The sequence below is a fragment of the Yersinia mollaretii ATCC 43969 genome, from assembly GCF_013282725.1.
Classification (GTDB): Bacteria; Pseudomonadota; Gammaproteobacteria; order Enterobacterales; family Enterobacteriaceae; genus Yersinia; species Yersinia mollaretii.
The window spans coordinates 3,186,033-3,209,536 of the sequence record NZ_CP054043.1 but is presented as its reverse complement, the minus strand read 5'-3'; the positions used below and the strand labels follow the sequence as shown (position 1 = coordinate 3,209,536).

The window sequence follows — 23,504 nt, the reverse complement described above, 5'->3', positions numbered from 1 at the left end:
AGACGCAACAATAGAGTTTGCCATAGGGAAACAGACGTAAAAATAGAAGAAATAATGTTGGTAAATTAATAACTCAAAGATTTTTTTATTGAGCTATCTGGGTGCAATAATTCATTATTATTAGCCAGAACGCACCTAAAAGGTGCATGGCATCTTTATGTCAACTGTATAAATAGTTAAAAAATTGCAGTGCTTTAGTCAATTTAATCTGCTGAATTTTTGTCGGCATTGCTGACAAATCGTGCTTAAAATAATAAATTAAGATATTTCCCGATGTCTCTAATTTAGATTTTAACTATCCTATCGCACAGCCTAAAATTATATTTCACCCTCTCGTTACAGAACCGTTTAAGCTTGAGGCTTTACCCTCTGCTTAATTATAACTATTTATTACTAATCATTACTTTTGGTAGGCATATAGATAATCTGATGCACAGATGTCTTATTTCGCCATATCAGCATCAGAGATCTAAATTATGAATTACAAGCACATTATCAGCACCTGCTTTCTGAGTTGTTTGTGGTGGGGTCATGTTTCAACTGTTCTGGCGGAAGAGATCAACTCGCAAGCTCAGACGGCTATAGATATGAAAGTTAAACCACAGATGAATAATAACAACCTGTGGCAGCGACTGGTAAATAACATCACGCTGGCTTGGGACTCTCCCGAGCAAGAGCTGTATATCCCGCTCAATACGTGGCATAACCGCAGGACTTACGATGCTGACAAGATAGCGTCATACAATGAACGTCCATGGGGTATCGGCTATGGTAAATACCGCTATGATGAAGATAACAACTGGCATTCGGTGTATGCGATGGTGTTTATGGATTCGCATAATGAAGTTGAACCCATTGTAGGTTACGGCTATCAAAAAATGTGGATACCAGGAAAGATGGATGGCTGGCGTTTCGGGGCGGGCTTTACTGCGAGTATTACCGCTCGTCATGAATATCTTTACATTCCTATACCCTTACCCCTGCCACTTCTCTCTATTGAATATAATAAGTTTTCTCTACAAACCACCTATATTCCCGGCACTTATAATAATGGGAATGTGTTGTTTACTTGGATGCGCTGGCAATTCTAATTAGAGAGAGGACTTAACCCATTAAACCCTAGAATAAAAGTGGTTATGATGTGCAATTAAGAATTTATCCCAATTAACATTGATTGCACCAGAAAGGGGCGATCGCATGACATATTAAAAGCCCTGCACATTATTGGCTTAATTTAATACAGAAATCTCAACCCGGTGAATCAGTTCATTAAATAATACAGCCGGGCTTGAGTATTCACTTCATGCCCGGCTATTTTAGCGGCAACATAGCCCAATTAAGCTATGTTTGAGTCTTTAGTTTTTATCTGGCAACGCTTATGTTTACGACGAGTCAGAATGAAGCCACACCACAGCAGCGCGATCCATGCAGGCATCATCAAGACCGAAATTCGAATGCCATCAGTGAAGTACATAATGACCAGAATCAGTGATAAAAACACCAGACACAAGTAATTACCGTAGGGATACCATAACGCCTTAAAACGCGGCTCGATGCCCTCTTGCACTTTAGCGGCACGGAACTTTAAGTGGGCCAAACAAATCATGACCCAGTTAATCACCAGTGTTGATACCACCAGCGCCATCAGCAACTCAAAGGCTTTGCCGGGCATAACATAGTTAATCACCACACCCGCCGAGGTCGCCAACGCCGAGAGCGCGATTGATAAAATAGGGACACCTCGCTTATTCACTTTGGTCAGCAACTTGGGGGCATTCCCCTGAGAGGCCAAACCAAACAGCATTCGGCTGTTGCAGTAGACACCACTATTATATACCGATAAAGCCGCCGTCAAGACCACGACATTTAGGATGGTCGCGACCAGTTGGCTGTCCAGCGCATGGAAAATCATCACAAAGGGACTCCCTCCCTCCACAACCTTACCCCAAGGGTAAAGAGAGAGCAGAACAGCCAGTGAGCCGATATAGAAAATAAGGATACGGTAGACAACTTGGTTGGTTGCTTTAGGAATGCTGTGTTGCGGATCTTCTGCTTCTGCGGCAGTGATGCCCACCATCTCCAAGCCACCGAAAGAGAACATAATCACGGCCATCGCCATCACTAACCCGCTGATACCATGGGGCATAAAACCGCCCTGCGCCCAGAGGTTAGTCACTGAGGCGTCCGGGCCACCGGTTCCCGAAGCCAAGAGATAGGCCCCAAACACAATCATGCCGATAATGGCAACAACCTTGATGATAGCGAACCAAAATTCAGTTTCACCATACAGACGAACATTGACTAAGTTGATAGCATTGATCAGGACAAAAAATACGGCGGCAGAAACCCATGTCGGGATTTCCGGCCACCAATATTGAATATAGATGCCAACTGCGGTCAACTCCGCCATACCGACGAGAATAAACATCGCCCAGTAGTTCCAGCCAGATAAGAATCCCGCGAAATCACCCCAATATTTATAGGCAAAGTGACTAAATGAACCCGCAACCGGCTCCTCAACCACCATCTCGCCAAGTTGGCGCATGATTAGAAAGGCAATAAAACCGCCAATGGCATAGCCTAATATTACCGAAGGCCCGGCCATTTTTATGGTCTGAGCAATACCCAGAAACAGCCCAGTACCAATTGCGCCACCCAGCGCAATCAGTTGAATGTGTCGATTTTTTAAACCGCGCTTTAGTGTTGAATCCTGCAACTGCTGTTCCATCCTATCCTCTGCCGCACCTATTCCCCACTGGCGTGGTAAACAGCGCCTTATAAATGAATCTGCGGCGGTTTTTTAACACTTAAAGCTGATTGCATCAAGGATAAAGGTGGTTAGCGAGCTATGGGATAGGCAGCCACCCGTTTGCGTCATAGAAAGCCGATGTTTAAAAAGTGATACCCGTCCGAGAGCTGACTTGCTTTCACAACTGCAACGCTGACATACCACACAACTTACTCAGATTGCGGGCACCAATCATTAATGTGGCTACATAAGATTGACGCCGGGTGACTACTTCAACTGCAACGCGGTTATTCTTATAGCGGATAAGATAAGTTGAAGGCCAGCCCTGACGCCGCTCACCGTAGGATTTTTGATGGTGGTCAATTGCAGCATGAGCAATAACCAGATGTGATAGATTTGAATCCCCTTTAATAATGCGTTTCATCATCAGCTCCACGAAAGTCGTTAAAGAACTTCTTACCGTCTGTTATTCCCACCACTTGATGCGTGCGGGATGTTCACTCTTGCTGAAAATTATTGATGCGGGTACAAAGCGCTACAGATTATTAAGCTTGCTGACTCAGCAAATAGCAGATCATTGCCGCGCGCAGCGGGCTTTGGCTGTAAGCCTGCCACTCTCCCTGAGGGTTAGTTATTCGGGCATTCCACTGGTTATCATCATTAATTTCTGGCGAGTAGAGGCCAATTTTATTGGCATAGATGATAGGCCATGCATCAGAAGGGTTCTTGCAGTAATCCTTACCTTTAACACCGCTGTAGGGATACCATTTATCTGGATCTTCGCCGGTCAGTAGCGCGATGCTTCTGTTCACTTCACTGTCACTCTCTTCAACCCATTTAATCATCAGAATCACCGTTATCTCAAAAAGTTCTGGTTACATTACGGTGAAAATAAGACAAATTTATGACAGCTAACGCGGATTATTTCTGCTTGATAAAGAAGACATTAAAATAAGCGGGAGGACGAAAAGAGAGAGAGATCTCTCTGCCCAGTATAAACGCGTATCTACTGGGTTAAATATCACTCTGGCACGGCCTTTCGACAATGCCAGAATCGGTTATCTCTCAGGAATAAAACCTTTAAAATCGAGAGGAGAGACGATATCACTCTCGTTTTGCCCATCATTGACACCAGTGGCGTTTGCTAATAGTGCTTTCAACAACTCTGTTTGCTGTTTTTGCTGTTCGGCCATCTCTTGTAGTAAACGGATTTGTTCGTTGGCCCGTACACTGGCTCGGCTCAAAAAGAACCAGACTATCAAGAAGAAAATGACAGTAAACAGTGATAACGCGATGGGGACGACACTCAGTCCGCCCATATTTGACTCTAACATTGACTACCCTATGACATGCGTGACGAAGAAACTATCTTACCACTTGTCGTGGTCAACAAAAACTGCCCACAACAAAGGTAAATCCAGAAAGGGATTAGCGATTAATAGTGATGAATAAGGGTCATAGTGACAAAGAGAAGCAATAGTCACTAACCACGACTATAAGCAAGAGTGACGAGCGATACTTACCATGGAATAATCGAAGTAATAGTACAGATACCCGTTGAGAAAGTTCCCCCTTGGTCGCAATAACTATCAAGGGCTAATAGATAAAACAAGCAACAAACGGCAATGATCCCTACCGCTGCGACAAGTTTCTTTATGTTCAAATCGGGCACCTTCTTTAACGTTTTTTTAAATTATACTGGATCAAACATCAACCATTTATAGCCAATATGTAATTACTAATGTCGTTATCATCCTATAACACTAGTTTAACTAGAGTTTTTACTGTTTCGCCTTATAAATCAATATATTTTAGGATTTTTACTATTAATTAACACATTATTATAAGCTAAACTATTACACATATAGGCTATACAATAAGTAAAACTAATTACATGGAGTGACTACATGAGCTTATTCAGATTATTCTTGGTGGCAGCAATCATATATCTTGGCCTACTGTTTTCAGGTTATGGCGTCCTTATTGGCAGTGAGAAGAACGCGGCAGGCTTGGGCTTACAGTGTCAGTACCTAACAGCCAGAAATATCGTAACCGCTCAATTTATAAACGGCGAAAATGGCATCATCGGCGTGACTAACTGCCCATTAGTGAAAAAGATAGGCAACAACGTATTTGAATAATCAACCTGCGGGTTCGCAATCAACCCGCCGATTTCTTTGCTGATCTCTATGGGTACTACCCGCCGTCACCTTTGTTTTCAGGCTATATGCGGGTAAATCATTCATCATTAATAATGGGTTATTTTTGTGTGAATTTCATATCAATCAATGCAATGGCTTTCTCAATGGCGCGTTTAGTCACTGGGTCAGCACCTGCTGGATGTGTCGAGAAATCAATCGCTTTGAGCTGGTGAGACATCTTATCCCGCACCTCTGTTGGCGCGATAATATCAATCACATCAAGAATTTGCTTAATCACCAGTTGGCAAGCAACCAAATCAGAGACCAACTCTTGGTCATTAGTGAACATGTCAGACATCAATAATTCCTTCACAATAATATTGTGGAAGAATATCACGCTGACGAAAATATTTCTTTATCCTCCGGTGTCATGCTCCTATTTTGACGCGGAACGGCTTAACATTACCGCAGGCTAATTAATGAGCGACTACTGATTGCTCTACGGGTTAAATAAGAAGGTGGATGGGTTGATTGAATAGTGTGCAAAAATAGGCTATTGGGAAGTGACTAGCTATCCTGGTGCTAAAAAATTGATATAAAAAAACCAGGAATGATTGTCATCAATTACCTGGTTCTAGGGTTAAAATCATTACATATATGCCGTTCACAATATTCCCAATCTCACAGTTTATCACCTCCTGCGCTTTTACCTTTATGCAGGACCATTACTGGCATTTTTAGAAAAACGGTTACACCAACAACCGCGATCAGAGTCATAATCACTGTTATCAACATGCGATCACCTCATCATTTTAATTTCTATTTTTCCAAACTCAACCTTCTACCCTCGGGAGACACCCCTTCCTGATAACACTACCTTCTTACTATGGCACCAGAAAACTCTTTTGCAAATACTCCCTGAAAACTCTTTATGGCCCATGTCGTGTCATCGCAGTCAATTTGGTGTTTTGTGTTGTTCGATTCAACTTGTGTATACTGCACTACTCCTAACTTGAAAAAACAGACTAAATAATGTCACAAGAAAATCATCTCGCGTTAGTCTGCGCCCTCAGTAAATGGGTCGAAACCCATCTGGGGCGAGTCATCTACCTCGAAGAGTTAGCCGTATACTCAGGCTACTCACTTTGGCATATGCAGAAAATCTTTAAAGAAGTGACAGGTATATCGTTAGGTAAATACATCAGGGAAAGGCGCTTGGCGGGTGCAGTTTATCAACTCAGAAGCAGTGATAGCACGATTTTTGATATTGCGTTGGACTTTGGCTTTGGCTCACAATCACACTTTACTTACATGTTCAGAAAACGTTACGGCATAACCCCCTATGATTTCAGGCAAAATACGAGTATTGACCTTAATATCGCATTGCCTTTGCATGCCATTCACCAGAAACTGGCATAACAGCCCTAACCTCCCGCTATTCGCCTGAATTTATGCCACCGCTATTCGGCGAATATCAATCCTTTTTGTAGCAGTTTTGCACATCTATGTGTTGTACTTCGTTACGCTGCCGGTCGGTCATGTAGGTCATCACAAACATGGTGCTAACCACAATGAGCGCAGCCATTAGCAAACCAATCAGTGCAATGACTTTATTGTCATCAAACAGGCCCTTATCCATACTCTCTCCCTAATTTCTATGGTAAGTCAGATTAACCATAGGATCGCAATTAGCGTTATTGCAATCAGCAAACATGATGTTGTGAGTAAAACGACGAGCGCAAATTGCGCATCACCAATCCCTGCTGAGTAATCACCTTTATTGGTGATATTTTGTTGTTTTTTCAAAGTGATACCTACTGACGAATACTCATCAGCCGTGACCTTACATTAAAAGTTTGCGCTTTTTATTGGCCGCATTTTATTCAAAATCGCGCCAACGCCACTTAATAGCAGGCCACTCCAACGCGATCCTGTCGTAGTCTGGGTGATAGATCAAGCCCATCCATTGTAAAATTAAGGGCATTATTCAAACACATTAAAATCTATTATGTATTATTGCCCCCTTTTGGCTCTACCTCCTAAACCTTATTACACCGAAATTAAACCGGTTGCGAGGCTATATAGCGCCACAATGGCCGCGAAAATAGCGACTGCAAAAAGGCATTTCTCAACCGAGGTAAATATTGATTTATTCTGCTCACGCTTAGCGATAATAAACAACAGTGTGCCGGGGCCGTATATCACTGATGATAATAAGATATATTTCAAGCCTCCTGCATAAACCATCAATATGGCATACAGTGTGGCAATCAATGCAAAAACAAACTCTTTCCTATGATCAACTGAGCCTGGCGGGTAAGTTTCTCGCGTCCAGGCTAATTTCAACCCATAGGCTGCCACCAACAGATAGGGGATCAGAACCAGTGAGCTGGTTAACTCCAGCGCGAGTTGGAAAGCATATTCAGTAAAAAGCGTAACTATTAAGAATAATTGGATAAAAATATTCGACATCCAAACCGCAGCTGAGGGGACACCTCGCTTATTTTCAGTGGCAAATACCTTCGGCATGATGTCACTTTTAGCAGCAGAATAGAGTGCTTCAGCCGCCAAGAGCGTCCATGAGAGATAGGCACCCATAACTGAAATAATTAAGCCAATACTGATAAATATAGCACCCCAGCGACCAACAATATGCTCTAACACCCCTGCCATTGAAGGTTGACGTAAGGCCGCGAGATCTGGACGAAGCAGTACACCATAAGAGAGCATGGTGACCAAAACCAGCAGGCATAACACGCCAATAAAACCTAATACCGTCGCAATACCCACATGCTTTCTCTCTTTAGCATAGCGGGAATAGACACTGGCCCCTTCGATACCAACAAAAACAAATACCGTGACCAACATGGTACTACGCACTTGAGAAAATAGAGACTCAGAGCCGGCACCTATTTCTAATGCAGCATGACCCGTATAGCCATAATCATCAAGATGGGAGAGATCCCCAATGGCCCCCAGAGGCTGAGTCCCCCAGAAGTTTAATGCGAAGGTGTCAGTATGAAATGCAAATGCCAGCACGATGACAAAAATAAATATTGGAATAACCTTGGCAAAAGTGGCAATGGTATTAATCGCGGCGGCCTCTTTGATGCCACGTAACACCATAAAATGAAAACTCCATAAGATTAATGACGCAATTAAAACTGCGGAAAGTGTATTGCCATCACCAAATAACGGGAAAAAAGCGCCCAATGTAGATTTAATCAAAACAAAATAGGACACACTGCCGATACAAGCCCCAGACCAGAAACCGATAGCGGAAGCAAAACCCGCATAATCGCCAAATCCGGTTTTCGCATAAATATAAACACCAGAATCTAAATCCGGTTTTCGCTGCGCTAATGTTTGAAAAACAAAAGCCAGCGTCAACATCCCCCCACCCGCAATAATCCAGGCGATAATGGCACCGAAGCCCCCCGTGGCACGACCAAATGTGGCAGGTAAAGAGAAAATCCCAGCGCCGATCATTGAACCGACAACCAGTGAAGTTAATGACCACAGTGACAGTTTTTTATTTGATGAGGCTGCCATATTCATTCCCTTTGACATTAGATAATTCAATAAAAAATAGAGTAACCTAATAAAATGACAAGTCCTACTTTTGCTGTACCGAATAGATTTCAATGCACCTGAAAAACGACTTGGCAAATCAGATTATTAGTACCGCTAATAATCAGTAAAATAGATGCTATTAATTACCATTTGCATTTATAATGAGCAAACTGATTTTTATATTCGTACTAATTTCTCTCTGTAAGTGTAAGGATTATCCATGCTCCGCCGTTTCTTTTCTTACTACACCCCCTATAAAGGGCTTTTCTATCTGGATTTCGGTTGTGCAATTCTTGCCGGGCTGTTGGAACTGAGCTTCCCGATGGCTGTAAAATTGTTTATTGATAAGTTACTCCCTAATCAGGATTGGGTGCTCATTGTCTGGGCAGCGGCTGGCCTATTACTGATTTATCTGCTGAATACTGCACTGATGGCAATTGTTAACTATTGGGGCCATGCCCTCGGGGTCGGGATTGAAACCGATATGCGCCGTCAGGCATTCAGCCATCTGCAAAAGCTCTCTTTTAGCTATTACGACAATGTGAAGACCGGACATATCATTACGCATGTCACGAAAGACCTTGAAGAGGTAGGAGAAATTGCCCATCACGGCCCTGAGGATCTTTTTATTGCCGTCATGACCTTTATTGGCGCATTTATCCTGATGGCATCCGTGCATCTGCCACTCGCCATGCTCACCATCATTATCGTGCCGTTTATGACCTATTTGGTCAGCCGCTACGGTTCACAAATGACAGAAACTTGGCGCAAGCTATTTGGTCAAGTGGGTAATTTTAATGCGCGGATTGAAGAGAGTATCGGGGGGATTCGTGTGGTGAAAGCCTTTGCGAACGAATCCCACGAGAAGAAATTATTCGCCAAAGATAACGAAAACTATCGAACCACCAAACTGCGGGCTTACCGCATTATGACCACCAGCATGACCATGAGCTATCTGAGTACCCGTTTGGTGCAGTTGATTGTGATGGTGGCGGGCACGTGGTACGTGGTTCATGATCAGTTAAGTTACGGCGGTTTTGTCGGTTTTCTGCTGCTAGTCGAGGTCTTTTTCCGCCCTGTAGCGAAGATAACGTCGGTGCTGGAAAGTTACCCTAAGGGAATCGCGGGGTTCAAACGATTTACACAGCTAATCGATACACTGCCCGATATCGTCGATCAGCCCAATGCACGCCCGGTAGGCCATCTGCGTGGCGATATTTGTTATCAAGATGTCAGTTTTGGTTATTCACCGCAGAATAAAATTTTCACCCACTTAAATCTGCAAATCCGAGCGGGTGAAACCGTCGCTTTCGTCGGGCCATCTGGGGCCGGGAAGACCACATTATGCTCCCTACTGCCCCGTTTCTACGAACTGGATGGGGGTGCAATTACTATCGATGGTATCAATATTCGTGATATGACTCAGCAGTCACTGCGTAATAATATTGGTATCGTACAGCAGGATGTTTTCTTATTCGGCGGGTCTATCCGTGAAAATATCGCCTATGGCAAGCTGGATGCCAGTGACGATGAAATCATGGCCGCCGCGAAACAAGCTCGACTCGATGAGTTGATTGAAAGCCTGCCTGATGGCCTCGATACGGTTGTCGGTGAGCGCGGTGTGAAATTATCTGGCGGCCAGAAACAGCGCCTATCTATTGCGCGCATCTTCTTGAAAAATCCGCCGATTTTGATTTTAGATGAAGCAACATCGGCGCTAGATACTGCCACAGAGCAAGCTATCCAGCTCGCACTTACTGAGCTATCTCAGGGCCGAACTACGCTGGTAATTGCTCACCGCTTAGCCACCATCCAAAATGCCGACCGTATCATTGTCGTCGATAAGGAAGGGATTGTTGAGCAAGGTGATCATCACGAACTGCTCGCCCGCAAAGGGGCCTATGCCAGATTGCATCGCGCCCAGTTCAGTGCAGCTTGATACAGTGTAAAAACCCACCCGCAGATAGGCGTGAATGGTAAACTGGAGGAAAATTCAGCCAAAGCCATTCCATCGCGGGCTTAAATAGGGTACAAGGACGCCATGAAAATTCCAAAACGAATCCAACCGCTGGTTGATGACGGCTTGGTTGACGAAGTCATCCGTCGTTTGAAGAGTGGCAAAGAAGCTGATGTCTATGTTGTCCGTTGTGGATCGGATATCCGCTGCGCTAAAGTTTACAAAGAAGCTGAAAACCGCAGTTTCAAACAAGCCGTCCAATATCAGGAGGGGCGTAAGGTTCGCAATAGCCGTGACGCCCGAGCCATGGCCAAAGGCTCTAAGTTTGGTCGCAAGCAGCAAGAAGACACGTGGCAAACTGCCGAGGTGGATGCGTTATACCTGTTAGCCAACGCAGGTGTTCGTGTGCCACAACCCTATGCCTGTCTTGATGGTGTTTTGCTGATGGAGCTGGTCACTGATGCGGACGGCCTTGCGGCACCTCGGCTCAGCGACGTTCCATTTACCAAAGAGCAAGCTTTGATTGACCATGCGGTGATGATCCAATATGTGGTGCGAATGCTTTGTGCCGGCTTGGTCCATGGTGACTTATCAGAGTTTAATGTCTTAATCGACAAAGATGGCCCAGTCATTATCGATTTACCACAAGCGGTCAATGCAGCAGCTAACAACCACGCTAAAGCCATGCTACAGCGTGATGTTGCGAATATGACCCATTATTATGGTCAATACGCGCCTGAACTGCTCGACCGTAAATATGCCAAAGAGATGTGGGCACTCTATGAAGATGGCAAGTTGCATCCTGAGACCCAACTGACTGGCGAGTTTGCAGAGAGTACCGAAGCGGCAGATGTTGAGGGTGTGCTAGAGGAAATTAAAGCGGTTATCGCAGAAGAGCAGGAACGTCTGCGTGAAGCTCAAGATCCCTATTAATCCGTCACCCTAGGCTAATTTGCAAAAAGTAAAACATAAGGGGCGAGTGAAATACAGCACCATGCTATTTCGCAGCCCCTTATTACTCCTCAGGCATCAGTTCAGTATGACTGTCTCAACACGGTTTTTCCCCGAAGTTTTCGCACGATATAGTGCTTTATCTGCTGCACCCGACAGGTCCGTTGCTGCAATGTGCTCATCTGGGGCCGATATCGATGCTGCGCCAATACTGATGGTCACTCGCCCATGCGGTGACATTCCATGAGGAATATCCAGCTCTTCAATAGAGTGACGCATGCGCTCCGCAATGGTCTTCGCGTCAGTGGGTGTACTCGGTGCCAACAAGACAATAAATTCCTCACCACCATAGCGGGCCAAAATATCGGAGCCACCTCGAATAGATTTTGACAATGTTTCAACGATTGATTTCAGACAGACATCCCCCATCGCATGCCCATAGAGATCGTTAAAACTTTTGAAATTGTCAAAATCAATCATCAATACTGACAGTGTTCCACCCTCAATACGATTCTTCTGCCAGATGCGCTGATAGAGGTCATCAAAGTGACGACGATTCGCGACGCCAGTCAACACATCAGTTTGTGACAACGCCTTGAGGATTGATTCAGACTGCTTAAGCTCCGTAATATCAAAAAACGAGCCATACCAAATCACTGAGCCATCATCCTGACGAGTGGGGAAAGACTCACCGTGGAGCCAATGCGTTCCCTTTCCCGGTAATACCACGCGGAAGTTGCAGCTCCATACAGATAGATTTTTCTGAGAAATGGCAACTGCCTGTTTTAACATCGCCATATCGTCAGTGTGAATGCGGCTAAACAGCGGATTTTTCTCTCTGGGAACATACAAAACATCGTCCGGTGAAAGGTCAAATATTTTCCGCACGCCCTCGCTGCAATATTTAAAATAGGAGTCACCGTCACTATTTAAATAGTAAGCATAAATCATCGCAGGCAGATTTTTAGTGAGCCGGTCCATCATCTGCTGACTCTCTTCTAATGCGATCAACAGGGTTTTTCTTTCTGAAACATCTGCAATGACGCTGATATAGCCAACCGTAGTGTCGCTATCAGATGTTATTTCGTGAACACTGAGTGCCCCCCAAAATCGTGTGCCCTCTTTACGCTGGTAGCACCACTCACTGGCATCGCGTCGGTTGAGCAATAAATAATCTAGCTCAGGTTGTGCCTCACCATTTTCTGGAATGTACAAGATATCCCGAATAGGGCGTCCCAACACCTCATCTCTCGAATAGCCAAACATTCTCTCTGCTCCGACATTAAATATCGTGATGCAGTTATCCAAGTCGGTCGTAATGATGGCGACCTGTTTTTCAGCATTCAGTAAAACATCCAGTTGAAGGTTAGATAATTCATTATTTCCACTCTCTCTTTTCACTGGCCTGCCTTTTTGATGCCAGCCAAAGACTCTCTTAGCTAAAGCATTCAGGTGGTTATGATAAGAAGAAAACAAAGACATAAATATAAATCACCTATTTTTTAAAAATGTAAAAAAATAAAAATAGCGTTAACCCCATGAGAACATCAATGACGATACAATAAATTATAACATACTCCAGTGAATCGATGTCAATTAGGCGCAATGGTAAATTGAATACTCTTCTTTTATTCATCTGCTTTTTATTATATTGCTAATGATAAGTAAATATATTATAAATAGACCAGTTTATAATTGTAACTTTCCTTTCACATCTAATAATTTAATCTTATCCAGAATAGCAAAGCTGCATTTCTCACCTCATGCATAAAAATCAAACAGATAGTTAGCTTCATTTCGGATTTATAATAACCCCAATGGTTAATCGCCCTATAAATTAGCTGTTGCGCTGGAAAAATATAACTTTATATTCCATGCTAAATAACGAGAATAACACCTCTCACTCATGCAGTAATAATACCAGCTGAAATATAATGGATAGATAAGGAAATAGTCATGTTGTATAAATCATTGCTTAATATTATCATTGCAATACTCTCGTTCGTAGCAATTAGTACCGTATTTGCTGCATCATCCCCCACCACTCCTGCCGATATGACCTGCAAGGAATTCCTGGATCTGAATCCCAAAAGTATGACCCCCGTTGCTTTCTGGGTTATTAATAAGGATACCCAATTTAAAAAGGGGGACGCTGTCGATTTCCAGGAGATAGATACGGTCTACACACCCAAAATCATGGACATGTGTAAAAAATCACCCGACAAAAAGGTGGCCGCTATGTCCGACATGAGAAAAGAGATGGAGGAGGCGACTAACAAGAAGTCAATGTAATATAATCTCTGGCCCCACACTGGGTAAGTGGGGCTATCATTATTTATTGGCGACGATGACTTTGGGGAATAACCATGCTAAAAAAAATCATGTTGATATCTTTGTTGGTATTACCCATCAGCCAAGTGTTGGCTCTCGACTGTCATAACGCCGTGACACAAATGGAGATGAACCAGTGCGCAAATTCAGACTATAAGAGCGCAGATACCGAACTCAATCGCATCTATAAGCAAGTGCTCGTCAAAACATCCGTAGCTCAAAGACCATTATTGAAGAGTGCTCAACTGACGTGGATAAAATACCGTGACGCAGATTGTACCTTTCAATCGTCAGCCACTGAGGGCGGTTCGGTACACCCCATGATTATCTCTGCTTGCCTGACCCAGAAAACCGAAGAACGCACCACACAACTAAAATCGTTTCTCAATTGCCCTGAAGGCGATTTAAGTTGCCCACTGTAATCATTCCCGATGTGTTTTACTTAGCGGCATGACGTGATGAAAAATAGTGTTAATGGTGAATAAACTCAATACCATATAAGCCACCAATGGCATTAATCGTCTCAAGTAAGTGTGCACCGTCGGCCTGTGCTAACGGGGTTTCGCTCTCTTCCGCACGCGCTGATTGCCACAGGGGAAGTGCGATAAACCATGCGAATAACTTAGTCATTATCACCTCTGCGCTCTCTGTCAAATGGGCGTAACTGCTTATTTAAGAGTAGACGCTGAATCGCACAACAAATGAACTAAGTATTATTGCTTTCAATATGCAGAATTTAGCTATCACAAAATCGACTTAGAATAACGATTAAAAATTGACCATGCTATGGATGCCACACCCTGTTGCTACTGAGCATCGGCAGCGGTTGGTGATGATTCTGACCGCCGTTGCCTCTGTTCCATGATGCGATACAGGTTGGCCTCAAGCCAAACGGTTAACCCTTCCACCTGCTCCTGAATCTCCCTTCCCAACGGCGTCAATTTATATTCCACATGAGGTGGGACGACCGGATAAGCGATGCGATCAACAAAGCCATCTTCTTCAAGGTGTTGCAGCGTTTGCGCCAGCATTTTCTCGCTGACCCCCCCCATCTTGCGTCTTAGTGCACTAAACCGCAGGGTTTCGTTGCTTAACGCAATCAATACCAATACCCCCCAGCGGCTAGTCACTCGTTTGAGTACCTCTCTGGAAGGGCAATCTGCATTGAGCAACTCACCACGCCGGACTTGTTCCGGAAATGAAATAGTGCTGTTCAAATTTTGCGACTCCACTATTTTTTGCGATTCCACTATTTTTTCCGACCTCAATATTTTTTGCGACTCAATAACTTTCATACTAACCTTTTGGTACGTACTTACGTAAAGTTAGTATATTGCATATGATGATCTCAAGGGCGATTTTTTGACGAGTGCTAGCTTTTTATTTCTGACAAAAAAGGTCGCCACCTTTTCTATCACATCAATCTGGAGCCTTATTATGATCGCAGTCACCGGTGCCACAGGCCAATTGGGCCGTCTTGTTATCAACGCATTACTTAAGAAAGTGCCCGCCAGTGAAATCATCGCCGCAGTTCGCAGCCCTGAAAAAGCCAGCGATCTGGCAGCCTTAGGGATTCAAGTCCGTAAAGCAGACTATAGCCAACCCGCCACCTTAGATAGCGCATTCCAGGGTGTCGATAAGTTGCTGTTAATCTCATCCAGTGAAGTAGGTCAACGTGTGGCCCAGCATACCGCCGTGATTGAGGCGGCTAAACGTGCGGGGGTCAAACTCTTGGCCTACACCAGCTTGCTACATGCCGATAAATCCTCATTGGGATTGGGTGAAGAACACCGCGCAACTGAAGCCTTATTACGTGAGTCCGGCCTGCCAGTGGTGTTATTGCGCAACGGCTGGTACACCGAAAACTACGCCGCCAGCATTGCACCTGCACTGGCCCACGGCGTATTTATCGGATCAGTCGGCGAGGGTCGTATCGCTTCAGCCGCACGCCAAGATTATGCGGAAGCCGCCGCCGTGGTGCTGACCCAAGAGAATCAGGCCGGTAAAGTTTATGAGTTAGCGGGAGATGATAGCTATACGCTGGCTGAATTCTCGGCTGAAATTGCCCGCCAGTCAGGTAAGGCCGTGGTGTACCAAGATTTATCTGAAGCGGATTTCCGTCAAGCGCTGATTGGTGCAGGGCTGCCCGAAGGTTTCGCCACCCTTTTGGCCGATTCTGATGCTGGTGCTGCCAAAGGTGGGTTATTTGATGACAGTCATACATTGAGTAAACTTATTGGCCGCCCGACAACCCCTTACGCAAAAGTGATTGCCGCAACACTGGCTGCACTGTAAGGCGCTTCGTGATGCGATGGCCGGTAACCTTCGGGCTACCGGCTTTTTTATCGACTATTGATCTGATGGTTTATTGCGCTTTAGCCAGTGCCTGAGTCAGATCATCGATAATGTCATCAATATGCTCAATCCCGATCGATAACCTCACCATATCCCGTGGTACCCCCGCTTTGACCAACTCCTCATCATTGAGCTGTCGGTGGGTGGTTGAGGCTGGATGGCAAGCCAGTGATTTGGCATCACCGATATTCACCAGTCGCACGATTAAATTCAGTGCGTCAATAAACCGCCCCCCCGCTTCCTGCCCCCCATGAATACCGAATGACAATATCGACGCGGGTTTGCCACCGAAATAGCGCTGAGCTAGCTCATGCTCGGGGTGGTCAGGTAGCCCCGCATATTTGACCCAGCTAACTTGTGGATGGTTTTGCAAATAATGTGCGACTTTCAGCGCATTTTCGGTGTGACGTTCCATACGCAGAGCCAATGTTTCAAGGCCCTGTAAAATCAAAAATGCATTGAACGGCGACAATGCCGCGCCAGTATTTCGCAGCGGCACCACTCGGCAGCGACCAATGTAGGCCGCCGAGCCAAATTGCTCGGTATAGGTGACGCCGTGATAGGACGGGTCTGGCGTATTCAATTGTGCAAAGCGCTCTGGATAATGCGCCCAAGGGAATTTACCGGAATCCACCACAATACCGCCAATGCTGGAACCATGGCCGCCAATATATTTGGTCAATGAATGCACCACAATGTCGGCACCATGTTCAAATGGCCGACAAAGGATAGGTGTCGCAACGGTATTATCCACAATCAGTGGCACGCCATGACGATGAGCGACATCTGCCAATTTTTTCAAATCGACAATATTGCCCGCTGGGTTGCCAATTGATTCACAAAAAACCGCTTTTGTCCGGTCATCAATTAGTGCCTCCAATGCGCCAATATCATCATGATCAGCAAAACGGGTTTCGATCCCATAACGTGGCAAGGTGTGCGCCAACAGGTTGTAGGTTCCGCCATATAATTTAGCCACCGACACAATATTATCGCCCACTTCAGCAATGGTCTGGATGGCATAAGTGATCGCCGCCATACCCGACGCCACTGCCAGTGCGGCGATCCCCCCTTCTAGCGCGGCCACCCGCTGCTCTAGCACATCATTGGTCGGGTTCATAATTCTCGAGTAAATATTGCCCGCAACTTTTAAATCGAATAAATCCGCACCGTGCTGGGTATTATCAAAGGCGAAAGAAGAAGTCTGATAAATAGGGACGGCGACAGCTTTAGTGGTGGGGTCCGGTGAATAGCCTGCATGAATAGATAATGTTTCTAATTTCATTTTTTATCCTTGATATCGATGACAATGCCAAACTGGCACACCCTGATGCAGCCCCTGATTTAACCACGAGTTAATGGACGGCAAACGGCACGGGCAGGTAAGTAACTGAAGGATCAACAATAGAGGAATTAATAAACGATACCCATATCTGGATGTGATTATTTAGCTATTAAATATAATAAAATGTTATCAGGCTCACGCACCTGCCTTCCCCATAGGATGGATAGCAAGGTAATTCTGGATAATATTGCGCAGATTGATATCAACTGTAACAAATAGTTATTATGAAAGTCATAATTAACAAACATTGTAAACTAACCGTCTTAAAACATCATTTCACGTAACTTTTACTTAAAAATTACACCTATAACCTCTAAATTATCGCTAAATAGCACCGTAATCGAACACCCATTTAAATCCCTCACCAATCAGGCATTAACCACAACAACAACAAAACCTTGCTCATCTACATGTTTTTAATGGAATTTAATCGAAGCAATATTATTTAAAAATAATAATCAATAGTTAAAAATAGGTCATTTATTTAGCTAAACTAATCATTTTATAAAAATAAAATCGCCCCAAATAAGTGCAATTGCACTAATAACAAGCACTCACTCAGGCCATTAATAATTTAATTAATAAAGGTATAAAGTTTTATCTAACGAGGCCGATTACCGTAAGCAATTATTGTCTTCACCTGTTATTCGGGAACTCCCCCCAATTTACTGAGGTTATTATGAGAGTGAACAAACCTGTCAGTCGGCAGGAGTATCCCATTGATCGCGATACCACCTTGCAATCCACCACCGATACGCACGGCAATATCGCCTATGCTAATGCCGCATTTGTTCGTGCCAGTGGCTTTGAGTATCAAGACTTACTCGGCCAGCCGCACAATATTGTGCGCCACCCAGACATGCCACCCGCCGCCTTTGCAGATATGTGGCAGACCCTCAATGCGGGACTTTCCTGGTCATCACTGGTGAAGAACCGCCGTCAGAATGGCGACTATTATTGGGTGCGCGCCAATGCCACCCCCTTGCGCCATAATGGCCGCTTGACGGGTTATATTTCAGTTCGCATCGCACCGACCCGTGAAGAGATTAAGCTGGCCGAAACCTTGTATGCTGATTTCAACTCCGGCAAGGCAAAACAGCGGCGTATCGGGCTGTACCGCGGATTGATTGTGCGCACCGGTTGGCTCTCATGGATGTCACTGTTTCAAACGCTGCCATTACGCTGGCGTTTACGCGGCGCACTGCTGGGTGCCTCCCTGCTGCCCACCGCCGCTGCCGGTGTGATGGGCATAACTGGTTTACCTCTGTTGACGCTGGGTGCAGTGACCCTTGCCAGTAGCATCATCACCTCATTTTGGCTGGAGCGCCAAGTTGCCCGCCCGATCGCGGCGATTTTACAGCAAGCACAGGATGTCTCTTCCGGGCAAGCGGGTGACTATGTACAGTTAAACCGTGTTGATGAGATTGGCTACTTGATGCGTAGCGTGAATCAATTGGGACTAAATCTCCGCTCATTGACTGATGATGTGAGTGGTCAGGTGGATGGCATTAATACAGCCAGCAGTGAAATTGCCGCAGGGAATCGGGAGTTAAAAGTCCGTACTGAACAAGCAACAGCCAACTTGCAGCATATCGTCAGCGCGACTGAACAATTAGTGGCAACGGTACAGAACAGTGCCAATAGCGCGAATGAAACAACCTCATTGGCGGCGATGAGTAGTCATGCGGCTGAGCAAGGCAGCGAGTTAATGCATCAGGTGATTGAGACCATGGGTACGATTAATGACTCCAGCCATCGTATTGTCGATATCATCAGTGTCATTGAAGGCATCGCCTTCCAGACCAATATCCTGGCGCTTAATGCAGCAGTTGAAGCCGCCCGGGCAGGTGAGCAAGGCCGGGGATTTGCCGTGGTGGCCAGTGAGGTTCGGCATTTGGCACAGCGCTCATCAACGGCGGCTAAAGAGATTAAGCACTTAATTGAAACCAGTGTGGAGCGGGTTCGCGACGGCAGTGCATTGGTGCAAAATGCGGGTGCTACCATGGATAATATCGTCAAACAGGCGGGTCAGGTCTCGACCTTAATCAGTGAAATCAGTACCTCGACACATGAACAGACGCAAGCACTGGGCCAAATTAGCCAATCAATTGGCCAGTTGGATCAAATGACACATCAGAATGCAGCCATGGTTGAACAATATGCGGGCGCAGCGGAAGAGCTGGCCCATCGCACTCTGCGTCTAACCGCTGCGGTACGAATCTATCGGCCAGTCAAGTGAGATAAGCCTTCAGAGGATACACTGCTGAAATAATACCGATAAATTAAGGGATTAAGCCTAACCGCCACATTATCTGTTATGCCTGCTATGACAGTTAATTCATCTGTCATAGCAATAAACAGAAACCCCGCTATAGTGGGTAGGTGGTTATTCAATTATTAAATAAGGAGTTTTATGTCATCACTTAATCAAACATCTGTTCGCGCTCAACAAGGTGAACCCGATGCAAACTTACCTGGTGAAGATCACTTGATCGCCCATGAAGCTTTGCTTATCGCATTAATGGTTGAATGCGCTAATGAGTCCGATAACGATCAATTTCTGGCTAGTGTCCGAGGGACACTCAACGAAATCTTAGGCACTGCGCGCTATCTTGATGCCAATAAAATAGCCAATGGCCTGATCGATGAGGCGGATGATAAAGCCAACCGATAATATTTAGCCCTCACTATTGAGGGCTTTTTATTGCCTGCAGTCTTGGGGCGAGAAGACTGAATAATTGGATATGTTCGGGGTTCTGGTCGAGCGGATATCTTCGATGATAAAGTGTTCTACAACCAGACTCGGACTCACCATTATCTAGGCGCGCCAGCCGGGAGGCCTTCGAAAGGCCTCATCATGAAGATCTGCACAATTCTTTGATCTTAGCGCTATCGATGGTACGGACAACCTGCATGAATTCGAATCATTTAGCTATCAAGGTCTGGATTGCCATCAACAGTCTCTTTTGGCAGTGTCCAATCTCTCATCTCTGTTGCAAGCACAAGCCGAATATCTGACATCTCCATAGCCCTGCACTGTTGGATTGTCCATCTATATTTCCGGCACATATATAGATAGATGGCATCAAATCCATCAATACCACTTGGAAGTGAGTACTCAACAGCAAGATGATCACCAAAACATTCGAGGTTGTAATTTAAATCAGCAGTCACGTAGTGTAGCTCTTGCCGGGAGGAGTCTTTCTCTCTGTTCATTTTAATTCCTTTCTTGGCTGGATGGGAACGACCAAAATATCATCATCGCCTGAGGGGAAAAAGCAATCAGGCACACAACGACATGAATCATTTTTATTGGATATGTTTGCTTAAAAGCAATAAAGCCAATCGCAATAACTCCCTTTCAGCATTAAAACCCATAATTATAACGCAGAGCACGCTATTATTAACAATCAATGGAATGCTAGTTAATGAATGTATCTCTTTACTTAAAAGAGCATACAGTGGCACTGAAAGTGCCAGTTGGTATACTGAAGCGCAACATCGGCAATCAATTTCAGCAAGTACGTAAATCAATTTTGGCACAGAGATAAAATAGATGTATAGTGATATTTATCATCTAGATAGCTGCAATGGGAGCTGTAATGTCCGGGCAAGATAATACGTCGAATACCATGATATGGTGGGAAAAAACCGTTGAATATTATTTCGTGGTTAAATATTTAAGTAAAACTGCTGCTATAGCCCCATTAGATGGCAAACACGAGAGAGCCGGTGACAATATATTTACACAAGATAATAAGTGGATATTAATTGAATTCAAGAGAAGTAAAGATGACTTGGCGGATGAAAAAGTAAAATTTATAAATTATGAACAAGCTAAAGAAGCATTGTCCCCATTTGATGGTCACCACGTTCTGATATACGGTGGTCTTCTTGGTCCGGGAAAGTTTGATCTCTGGGCGCAAACCTATTTTTCCGAAAAAAAAGGGATTTTGCTCGATGAAGTTATTCAGAATGGCAAGAAGCTGAGAGCTTTCAGACTTTATGTCGAATCATATATCACTTTTAAAAAAGGTGGTAACCCCGGTGGTTCAGGAGGTCTAGGGGTAATGGACTATGCGCAGGTTGCTTGCGTCAATAAGGATGGGGAGATATCTGCCTGTATGTCTCTTGCCGAGTTTCGTCGATCTATGGGTGTAAAACCGACTCCTGAAGTAGAACACAAAAGAACAGCACTGGGTATGTGACATACTCTCGCTTGTCGATAATAAGAGTGGTACTCATCCGTAATAGTGCCACCTTAACCATGAGTGACGCCTTACTTTAACGACATCTTCCTAAGGTTCATATGAATAGGCTGGGAATTTAAACCCAACTCCTTTCACCTACTATTTTCAGAGTTTTGCTCACTCTAATTGTTTGGAGTAATCATCCAAATATAATATTCTGAACAGGAATTAATGTGGCAATAACAAATAAAAATTATGGATACGGTTGAAGAACTCAACAATACCTATTTTTATGCGGGTCGTTCAAACCTAACGGCAAGTCAGTTGCTGTTTATGGTTTTCTGCGAAAATACAGCTAATCAGTTGGGTGTGCAGGATTTTGGGGCGATTGTGTCCATTGTGGCTGGACTCAACGTATTACCTACACGTACAAAACCACGAGATGCCATTGAGGGGATTTCGTTAGCTTCCCGTGGCTCCCGTAAAGTATTTGGGAATGCTAAGTTTCCTTCGGGGGTGCGCCTACCCTCCGTAATAGGTGGATATCCGCCATCAACATTGAAAATAAAAATGGTTGCAAAAATCAGCGCGTTTACTGGCCGTGCCATACCTGTTGTTGGATGGATAATTCTGGCTGCTAATGTTTCAGAGATCACTTGGTGTACACTGAGAGATTACAACCGTATTGCCAGAGGGAACGATAAAATATGGTAAGTGACACTCTTGAGCAGCGAATTTACGAACTGGTAAGAAGCCATGATGGGATTTACCTTTTTAAGAAAAAAGAGCTGACACCGGCAACCGATCTGGATTCAGATCTGCATCTGGAAGATGATGAAGCACAGGCACTTATGGATGATTTTTTTACTAGATTCAGTGTCGATCGCGGGAGTTTTTCTATCACAACATACTATCCGCCAGAACCCCCATTGAGTGACTTACTTAATCCTTTCAGTAAAAGCGATATTCCTCAAGTGCCGGATTTCACCATTGCTATGCTTATCGAATCGGCCAAAGCAGGCCGCTGGTTGTACGATTGAAATAAGCTGGGCAGTTAAGCCCGGATTTTTATATTACTTACACTGCTATGTCCATAACCGAGCTACCTTGAATGCGACTTTTCTGCAGAATAACTTAATCCTAATGATTGGATTCTTTTTCTTTTTGGATGCTGACATTAACGTCAGCGAATGCCTGCACAACCTGAGAAATCGCAAGCTTTTCCAGAAATGTTGGCAGCAGTTGCAAGCTGCAGGCCTATGTTACAGTTTCTGCAATCTGTACCTGCCATTTCTATGTTCGAGGCTGGTTCACATCTCCCCCCCAATTACAGCCATTGAGACCAAACACAGCCCTTGAATCTAAACCTTACCTGATGTGGTTGCATCTGTTTCGTTCGTATGGCCACAACGCGCATCAACCAGAATGCCATGAATGCAACGCAGGCCAATATTCGCGCATTAAATTGTTTTGCTGTGACGAAGGTTATCCACCCGTATTGATAATTAGAGGTTGAGCGACCAGAACTCAGCTACCATCCTCATTCTCTAAAAAACTTGAATCTGATTCGAGGAAATAGTCGGATCTGTGTCAATAAGGCCAATATAAATTTTACCGTTAAACACCGCGCCAAATTTGCGCGGCATCGTAAATAACTATGATGGCATTGATACAACAACATTATCGTGCTTACTGCTTTGAGGGTGTGAAAAGTACCGTAGACACAATGCCGCCATTTTGGCGCCACTTCTCAATTTTGGCTGATCACCAAAAACAAAAAAACCGCCTCTCGGCGGTTAACGACATACTCATACTACTTTGTTTTACTTAGAATATTTTCCATGGTGCCCGGGGCGGGACTTGAACCCGCACAGCCATAAGCCGAGGGATTTTAAAAACTCTTAGGACAATC

The 23,504-nt window shown here is 44.6% G+C and carries 26 protein-coding genes and 1 pseudogene; 13 read left to right on the top strand and 14 right to left on the bottom strand.

The window, feature by feature from the left end; all coding sequences use genetic code 11:
- Nucleotides 1–476 precede the first annotated feature (476 nt).
- Nucleotides 477–1,091 (top strand): lipid IV(A) palmitoyltransferase PagP, encoded by a 615-nt coding sequence (gene pagP / locus HRD69_RS14315; RefSeq protein WP_004875896.1) that lies wholly within the window; start codon nt 477–479, stop codon nt 1,089–1,091.
- 245 nt (nt 1,092–1,336) lie between these two features.
- Here pagP and HRD69_RS14310 read toward each other — a convergent pair whose 3' ends face one another.
- The 5 genes from HRD69_RS14310 to mgrB all read right to left on the bottom strand — a co-directional run bounded on the left by HRD69_RS14310 (nt 1,337) and on the right by mgrB (nt 4,412).
- Entirely contained in the window at nt 1,337–2,728 is a 1,392-nt protein-coding gene (locus tag HRD69_RS14310) for an amino acid permease (protein WP_004875897.1), read from the bottom strand.
- 199 nt (nt 2,729–2,927) lie between these two features.
- The gene (locus tag HRD69_RS14305; protein WP_032814914.1) at nt 2,928–3,173 is read right to left on the bottom strand and encodes a DUF4060 family protein; all 246 of its coding nucleotides are present in this window, start codon (nt 3,171–3,173) and stop codon (nt 2,928–2,930) included.
- 121 nt (nt 3,174–3,294) lie between these two features.
- On the bottom strand, nt 3,295–3,594 hold the full coding sequence (locus tag HRD69_RS14300) for a phage protein NinX family protein (protein ID WP_032814950.1): 300 nt from the start codon (nt 3,592–3,594) through the stop codon (nt 3,295–3,297).
- A gap of 213 nt (nt 3,595–3,807) precedes the next feature.
- Nucleotides 3,808–4,083: a YebO family protein gene (locus HRD69_RS14295; protein ID WP_032814915.1), complete on the bottom strand. Its 276-nt coding sequence runs from the start codon at nt 4,081–4,083 to the stop codon at nt 3,808–3,810.
- 185 nt (nt 4,084–4,268) lie between these two features.
- Nucleotides 4,269–4,412 (bottom strand): PhoP/PhoQ regulatory lipoprotein MgrB, encoded by a 144-nt coding sequence (mgrB, locus tag HRD69_RS14290; RefSeq protein WP_071984858.1) that lies wholly within the window; start codon nt 4,410–4,412, stop codon nt 4,269–4,271.
- A 244-nt stretch (nt 4,413–4,656) separates the two neighbouring features.
- Between mgrB and HRD69_RS14285 the strand changes: the two genes are divergently transcribed.
- On the top strand, nt 4,657–4,890 hold the full coding sequence (locus tag HRD69_RS14285) for a YobH family protein (RefSeq protein ID WP_004875901.1): 234 nt from the start codon (nt 4,657–4,659) through the stop codon (nt 4,888–4,890).
- A 118-nt stretch (nt 4,891–5,008) separates the two neighbouring features.
- Here the strand turns inward: HRD69_RS14285 and HRD69_RS14280 are convergent, their stop codons facing one another.
- Nucleotides 5,009–5,248, bottom strand: coding sequence for a DUF2766 family protein (locus tag HRD69_RS14280; RefSeq protein WP_032814917.1), 240 nt, complete (start codon nt 5,246–5,248; stop codon nt 5,009–5,011).
- Nucleotides 5,249–5,922: 674 nt separating this feature from the next.
- On the opposite strand from HRD69_RS14280, the gene HRD69_RS14275 reads away from it, so the two are divergent.
- Nucleotides 5,923–6,309, top strand: coding sequence for a helix-turn-helix domain-containing protein (locus tag HRD69_RS14275; protein ID WP_004875903.1), 387 nt, complete (start codon nt 5,923–5,925; stop codon nt 6,307–6,309).
- A gap of 55 nt (nt 6,310–6,364) precedes the next feature.
- Here HRD69_RS14275 and HRD69_RS14270 read toward each other — a convergent pair whose 3' ends face one another.
- Together HRD69_RS14270 and HRD69_RS14265 are read right to left on the bottom strand one after the other, a co-directional pair.
- Nucleotides 6,365–6,529 carry a hypothetical protein gene (locus HRD69_RS14270; RefSeq protein ID WP_004875904.1) on the bottom strand — a complete coding sequence of 55 codons (165 nt, stop codon included), beginning with the start codon at nt 6,527–6,529 and terminating at the stop codon, nt 6,365–6,367.
- 410 nt (nt 6,530–6,939) lie between these two features.
- Nucleotides 6,940–8,442 (bottom strand): amino acid permease, encoded by a 1,503-nt coding sequence (locus HRD69_RS14265; protein WP_032814918.1) that lies wholly within the window; start codon nt 8,440–8,442, stop codon nt 6,940–6,942.
- Between the two features lie 241 nt (nt 8,443–8,683).
- Between HRD69_RS14265 and HRD69_RS14260 the strand changes: the two genes are divergently transcribed.
- Both HRD69_RS14260 and HRD69_RS14255 read left to right on the top strand, forming a co-directional pair.
- Entirely contained in the window at nt 8,684–10,402 is a 1,719-nt protein-coding gene (locus tag HRD69_RS14260; protein WP_004875907.1) for an ABC transporter ATP-binding protein, read from the top strand.
- 102 nt (nt 10,403–10,504) lie between these two features.
- Nucleotides 10,505–11,353 (top strand): PA4780 family RIO1-like protein kinase, encoded by an 849-nt coding sequence (locus HRD69_RS14255; RefSeq protein WP_004875908.1) that lies wholly within the window; start codon nt 10,505–10,507, stop codon nt 11,351–11,353.
- Nucleotides 11,354–11,449: 96 nt separating this feature from the next.
- Here HRD69_RS14255 and HRD69_RS14250 read toward each other — a convergent pair whose 3' ends face one another.
- Complete coding sequence (locus HRD69_RS14250; RefSeq protein ID WP_004875909.1) at nt 11,450–12,853, bottom strand: sensor domain-containing diguanylate cyclase; 1,404 nt, start codon at nt 12,851–12,853, stop codon at nt 11,450–11,452.
- A 474-nt stretch (nt 12,854–13,327) separates the two neighbouring features.
- On the opposite strand from HRD69_RS14250, the gene hdeB reads away from it, so the two are divergent.
- Entirely contained in the window at nt 13,328–13,663 is a 336-nt protein-coding gene (gene hdeB, locus HRD69_RS14245) for an acid-activated periplasmic chaperone HdeB (protein WP_032814920.1), read from the top strand.
- A 74-nt stretch (nt 13,664–13,737) separates the two neighbouring features.
- The gene (locus HRD69_RS14240) at nt 13,738–14,124 is read left to right on the top strand and encodes a lysozyme inhibitor LprI family protein (RefSeq protein ID WP_004875910.1); all 387 of its coding nucleotides are present in this window, start codon (nt 13,738–13,740) and stop codon (nt 14,122–14,124) included.
- A gap of 49 nt (nt 14,125–14,173) precedes the next feature.
- Here the strand turns inward: HRD69_RS14240 and HRD69_RS14235 are convergent, their stop codons facing one another.
- Together HRD69_RS14235 and HRD69_RS14230 are read right to left on the bottom strand one after the other, a co-directional pair.
- On the bottom strand, nt 14,174–14,332 hold the full coding sequence (locus tag HRD69_RS14235) for a hypothetical protein (RefSeq protein ID WP_004875911.1): 159 nt from the start codon (nt 14,330–14,332) through the stop codon (nt 14,174–14,176).
- A 176-nt stretch (nt 14,333–14,508) separates the two neighbouring features.
- Nucleotides 14,509–14,997 carry a winged helix-turn-helix transcriptional regulator gene (locus HRD69_RS14230; RefSeq protein ID WP_004875912.1) on the bottom strand — a complete coding sequence of 163 codons (489 nt, stop codon included), beginning with the start codon at nt 14,995–14,997 and terminating at the stop codon, nt 14,509–14,511.
- A 142-nt stretch (nt 14,998–15,139) separates the two neighbouring features.
- On the opposite strand from HRD69_RS14230, the gene HRD69_RS14225 reads away from it, so the two are divergent.
- On the top strand, nt 15,140–15,997 hold the full coding sequence (locus tag HRD69_RS14225) for an SDR family oxidoreductase (protein WP_004875913.1): 858 nt from the start codon (nt 15,140–15,142) through the stop codon (nt 15,995–15,997).
- A 70-nt stretch (nt 15,998–16,067) separates the two neighbouring features.
- On the opposite strand, the gene HRD69_RS14220 is transcribed toward HRD69_RS14225, so the two are convergent.
- The gene (locus HRD69_RS14220; RefSeq protein ID WP_172984622.1) at nt 16,068–17,342 is read right to left on the bottom strand and encodes a bifunctional O-acetylhomoserine aminocarboxypropyltransferase/cysteine synthase; all 1,275 of its coding nucleotides are present in this window, start codon (nt 17,340–17,342) and stop codon (nt 16,068–16,070) included.
- Nucleotides 17,343–18,081: 739 nt separating this feature from the next.
- Here HRD69_RS14220 and HRD69_RS14215 point away from each other — a divergent pair.
- Complete coding sequence (locus tag HRD69_RS14215; protein ID WP_032814921.1) at nt 18,082–19,641, top strand: methyl-accepting chemotaxis protein; 1,560 nt, start codon at nt 18,082–18,084, stop codon at nt 19,639–19,641.
- Nucleotides 19,642–19,815: 174 nt separating this feature from the next.
- Nucleotides 19,816–20,076 carry a hypothetical protein gene (locus HRD69_RS14210; RefSeq protein WP_004875917.1) on the top strand — a complete coding sequence of 87 codons (261 nt, stop codon included), beginning with the start codon at nt 19,816–19,818 and terminating at the stop codon, nt 20,074–20,076.
- Between the two features lie 254 nt (nt 20,077–20,330).
- Here the strand turns inward: HRD69_RS14210 and HRD69_RS14205 are convergent, their stop codons facing one another.
- Nucleotides 20,331–20,618, bottom strand: coding sequence for a hypothetical protein (locus HRD69_RS14205; RefSeq protein ID WP_032814923.1), 288 nt, complete (start codon nt 20,616–20,618; stop codon nt 20,331–20,333).
- Nucleotides 20,619–21,004: 386 nt separating this feature from the next.
- On the opposite strand from HRD69_RS14205, the gene HRD69_RS14200 reads away from it, so the two are divergent.
- From HRD69_RS14200 to HRD69_RS14190, 3 genes are all read left to right on the top strand, one after another.
- Nucleotides 21,005–21,610: a hypothetical protein gene (locus tag HRD69_RS14200; RefSeq protein WP_004875918.1), complete on the top strand. Its 606-nt coding sequence runs from the start codon at nt 21,005–21,007 to the stop codon at nt 21,608–21,610.
- Between the two features lie 237 nt (nt 21,611–21,847).
- Nucleotides 21,848–22,306, top strand: coding sequence for an STM2901 family protein (locus HRD69_RS14195; protein WP_004875919.1), 459 nt, complete (start codon nt 21,848–21,850; stop codon nt 22,304–22,306).
- The gene (locus tag HRD69_RS14190) at nt 22,300–22,632 is read left to right on the top strand and encodes a DUF1493 family protein (RefSeq protein WP_032814924.1); all 333 of its coding nucleotides are present in this window, start codon (nt 22,300–22,302) and stop codon (nt 22,630–22,632) included. The genes HRD69_RS14195 and HRD69_RS14190 overlap by 7 nt, the downstream gene beginning before the upstream one ends.
- A 490-nt stretch (nt 22,633–23,122) precedes the next feature.
- On the opposite strand, the pseudogene HRD69_RS20635 reads toward HRD69_RS14190, so the two are convergent.
- Nucleotides 23,123–23,238: pseudogene (locus HRD69_RS20635) on the bottom strand (phage tailspike protein); the annotation flags it as partial.
- Between the last annotated feature and the right edge of the window lie 266 nt (nt 23,239–23,504).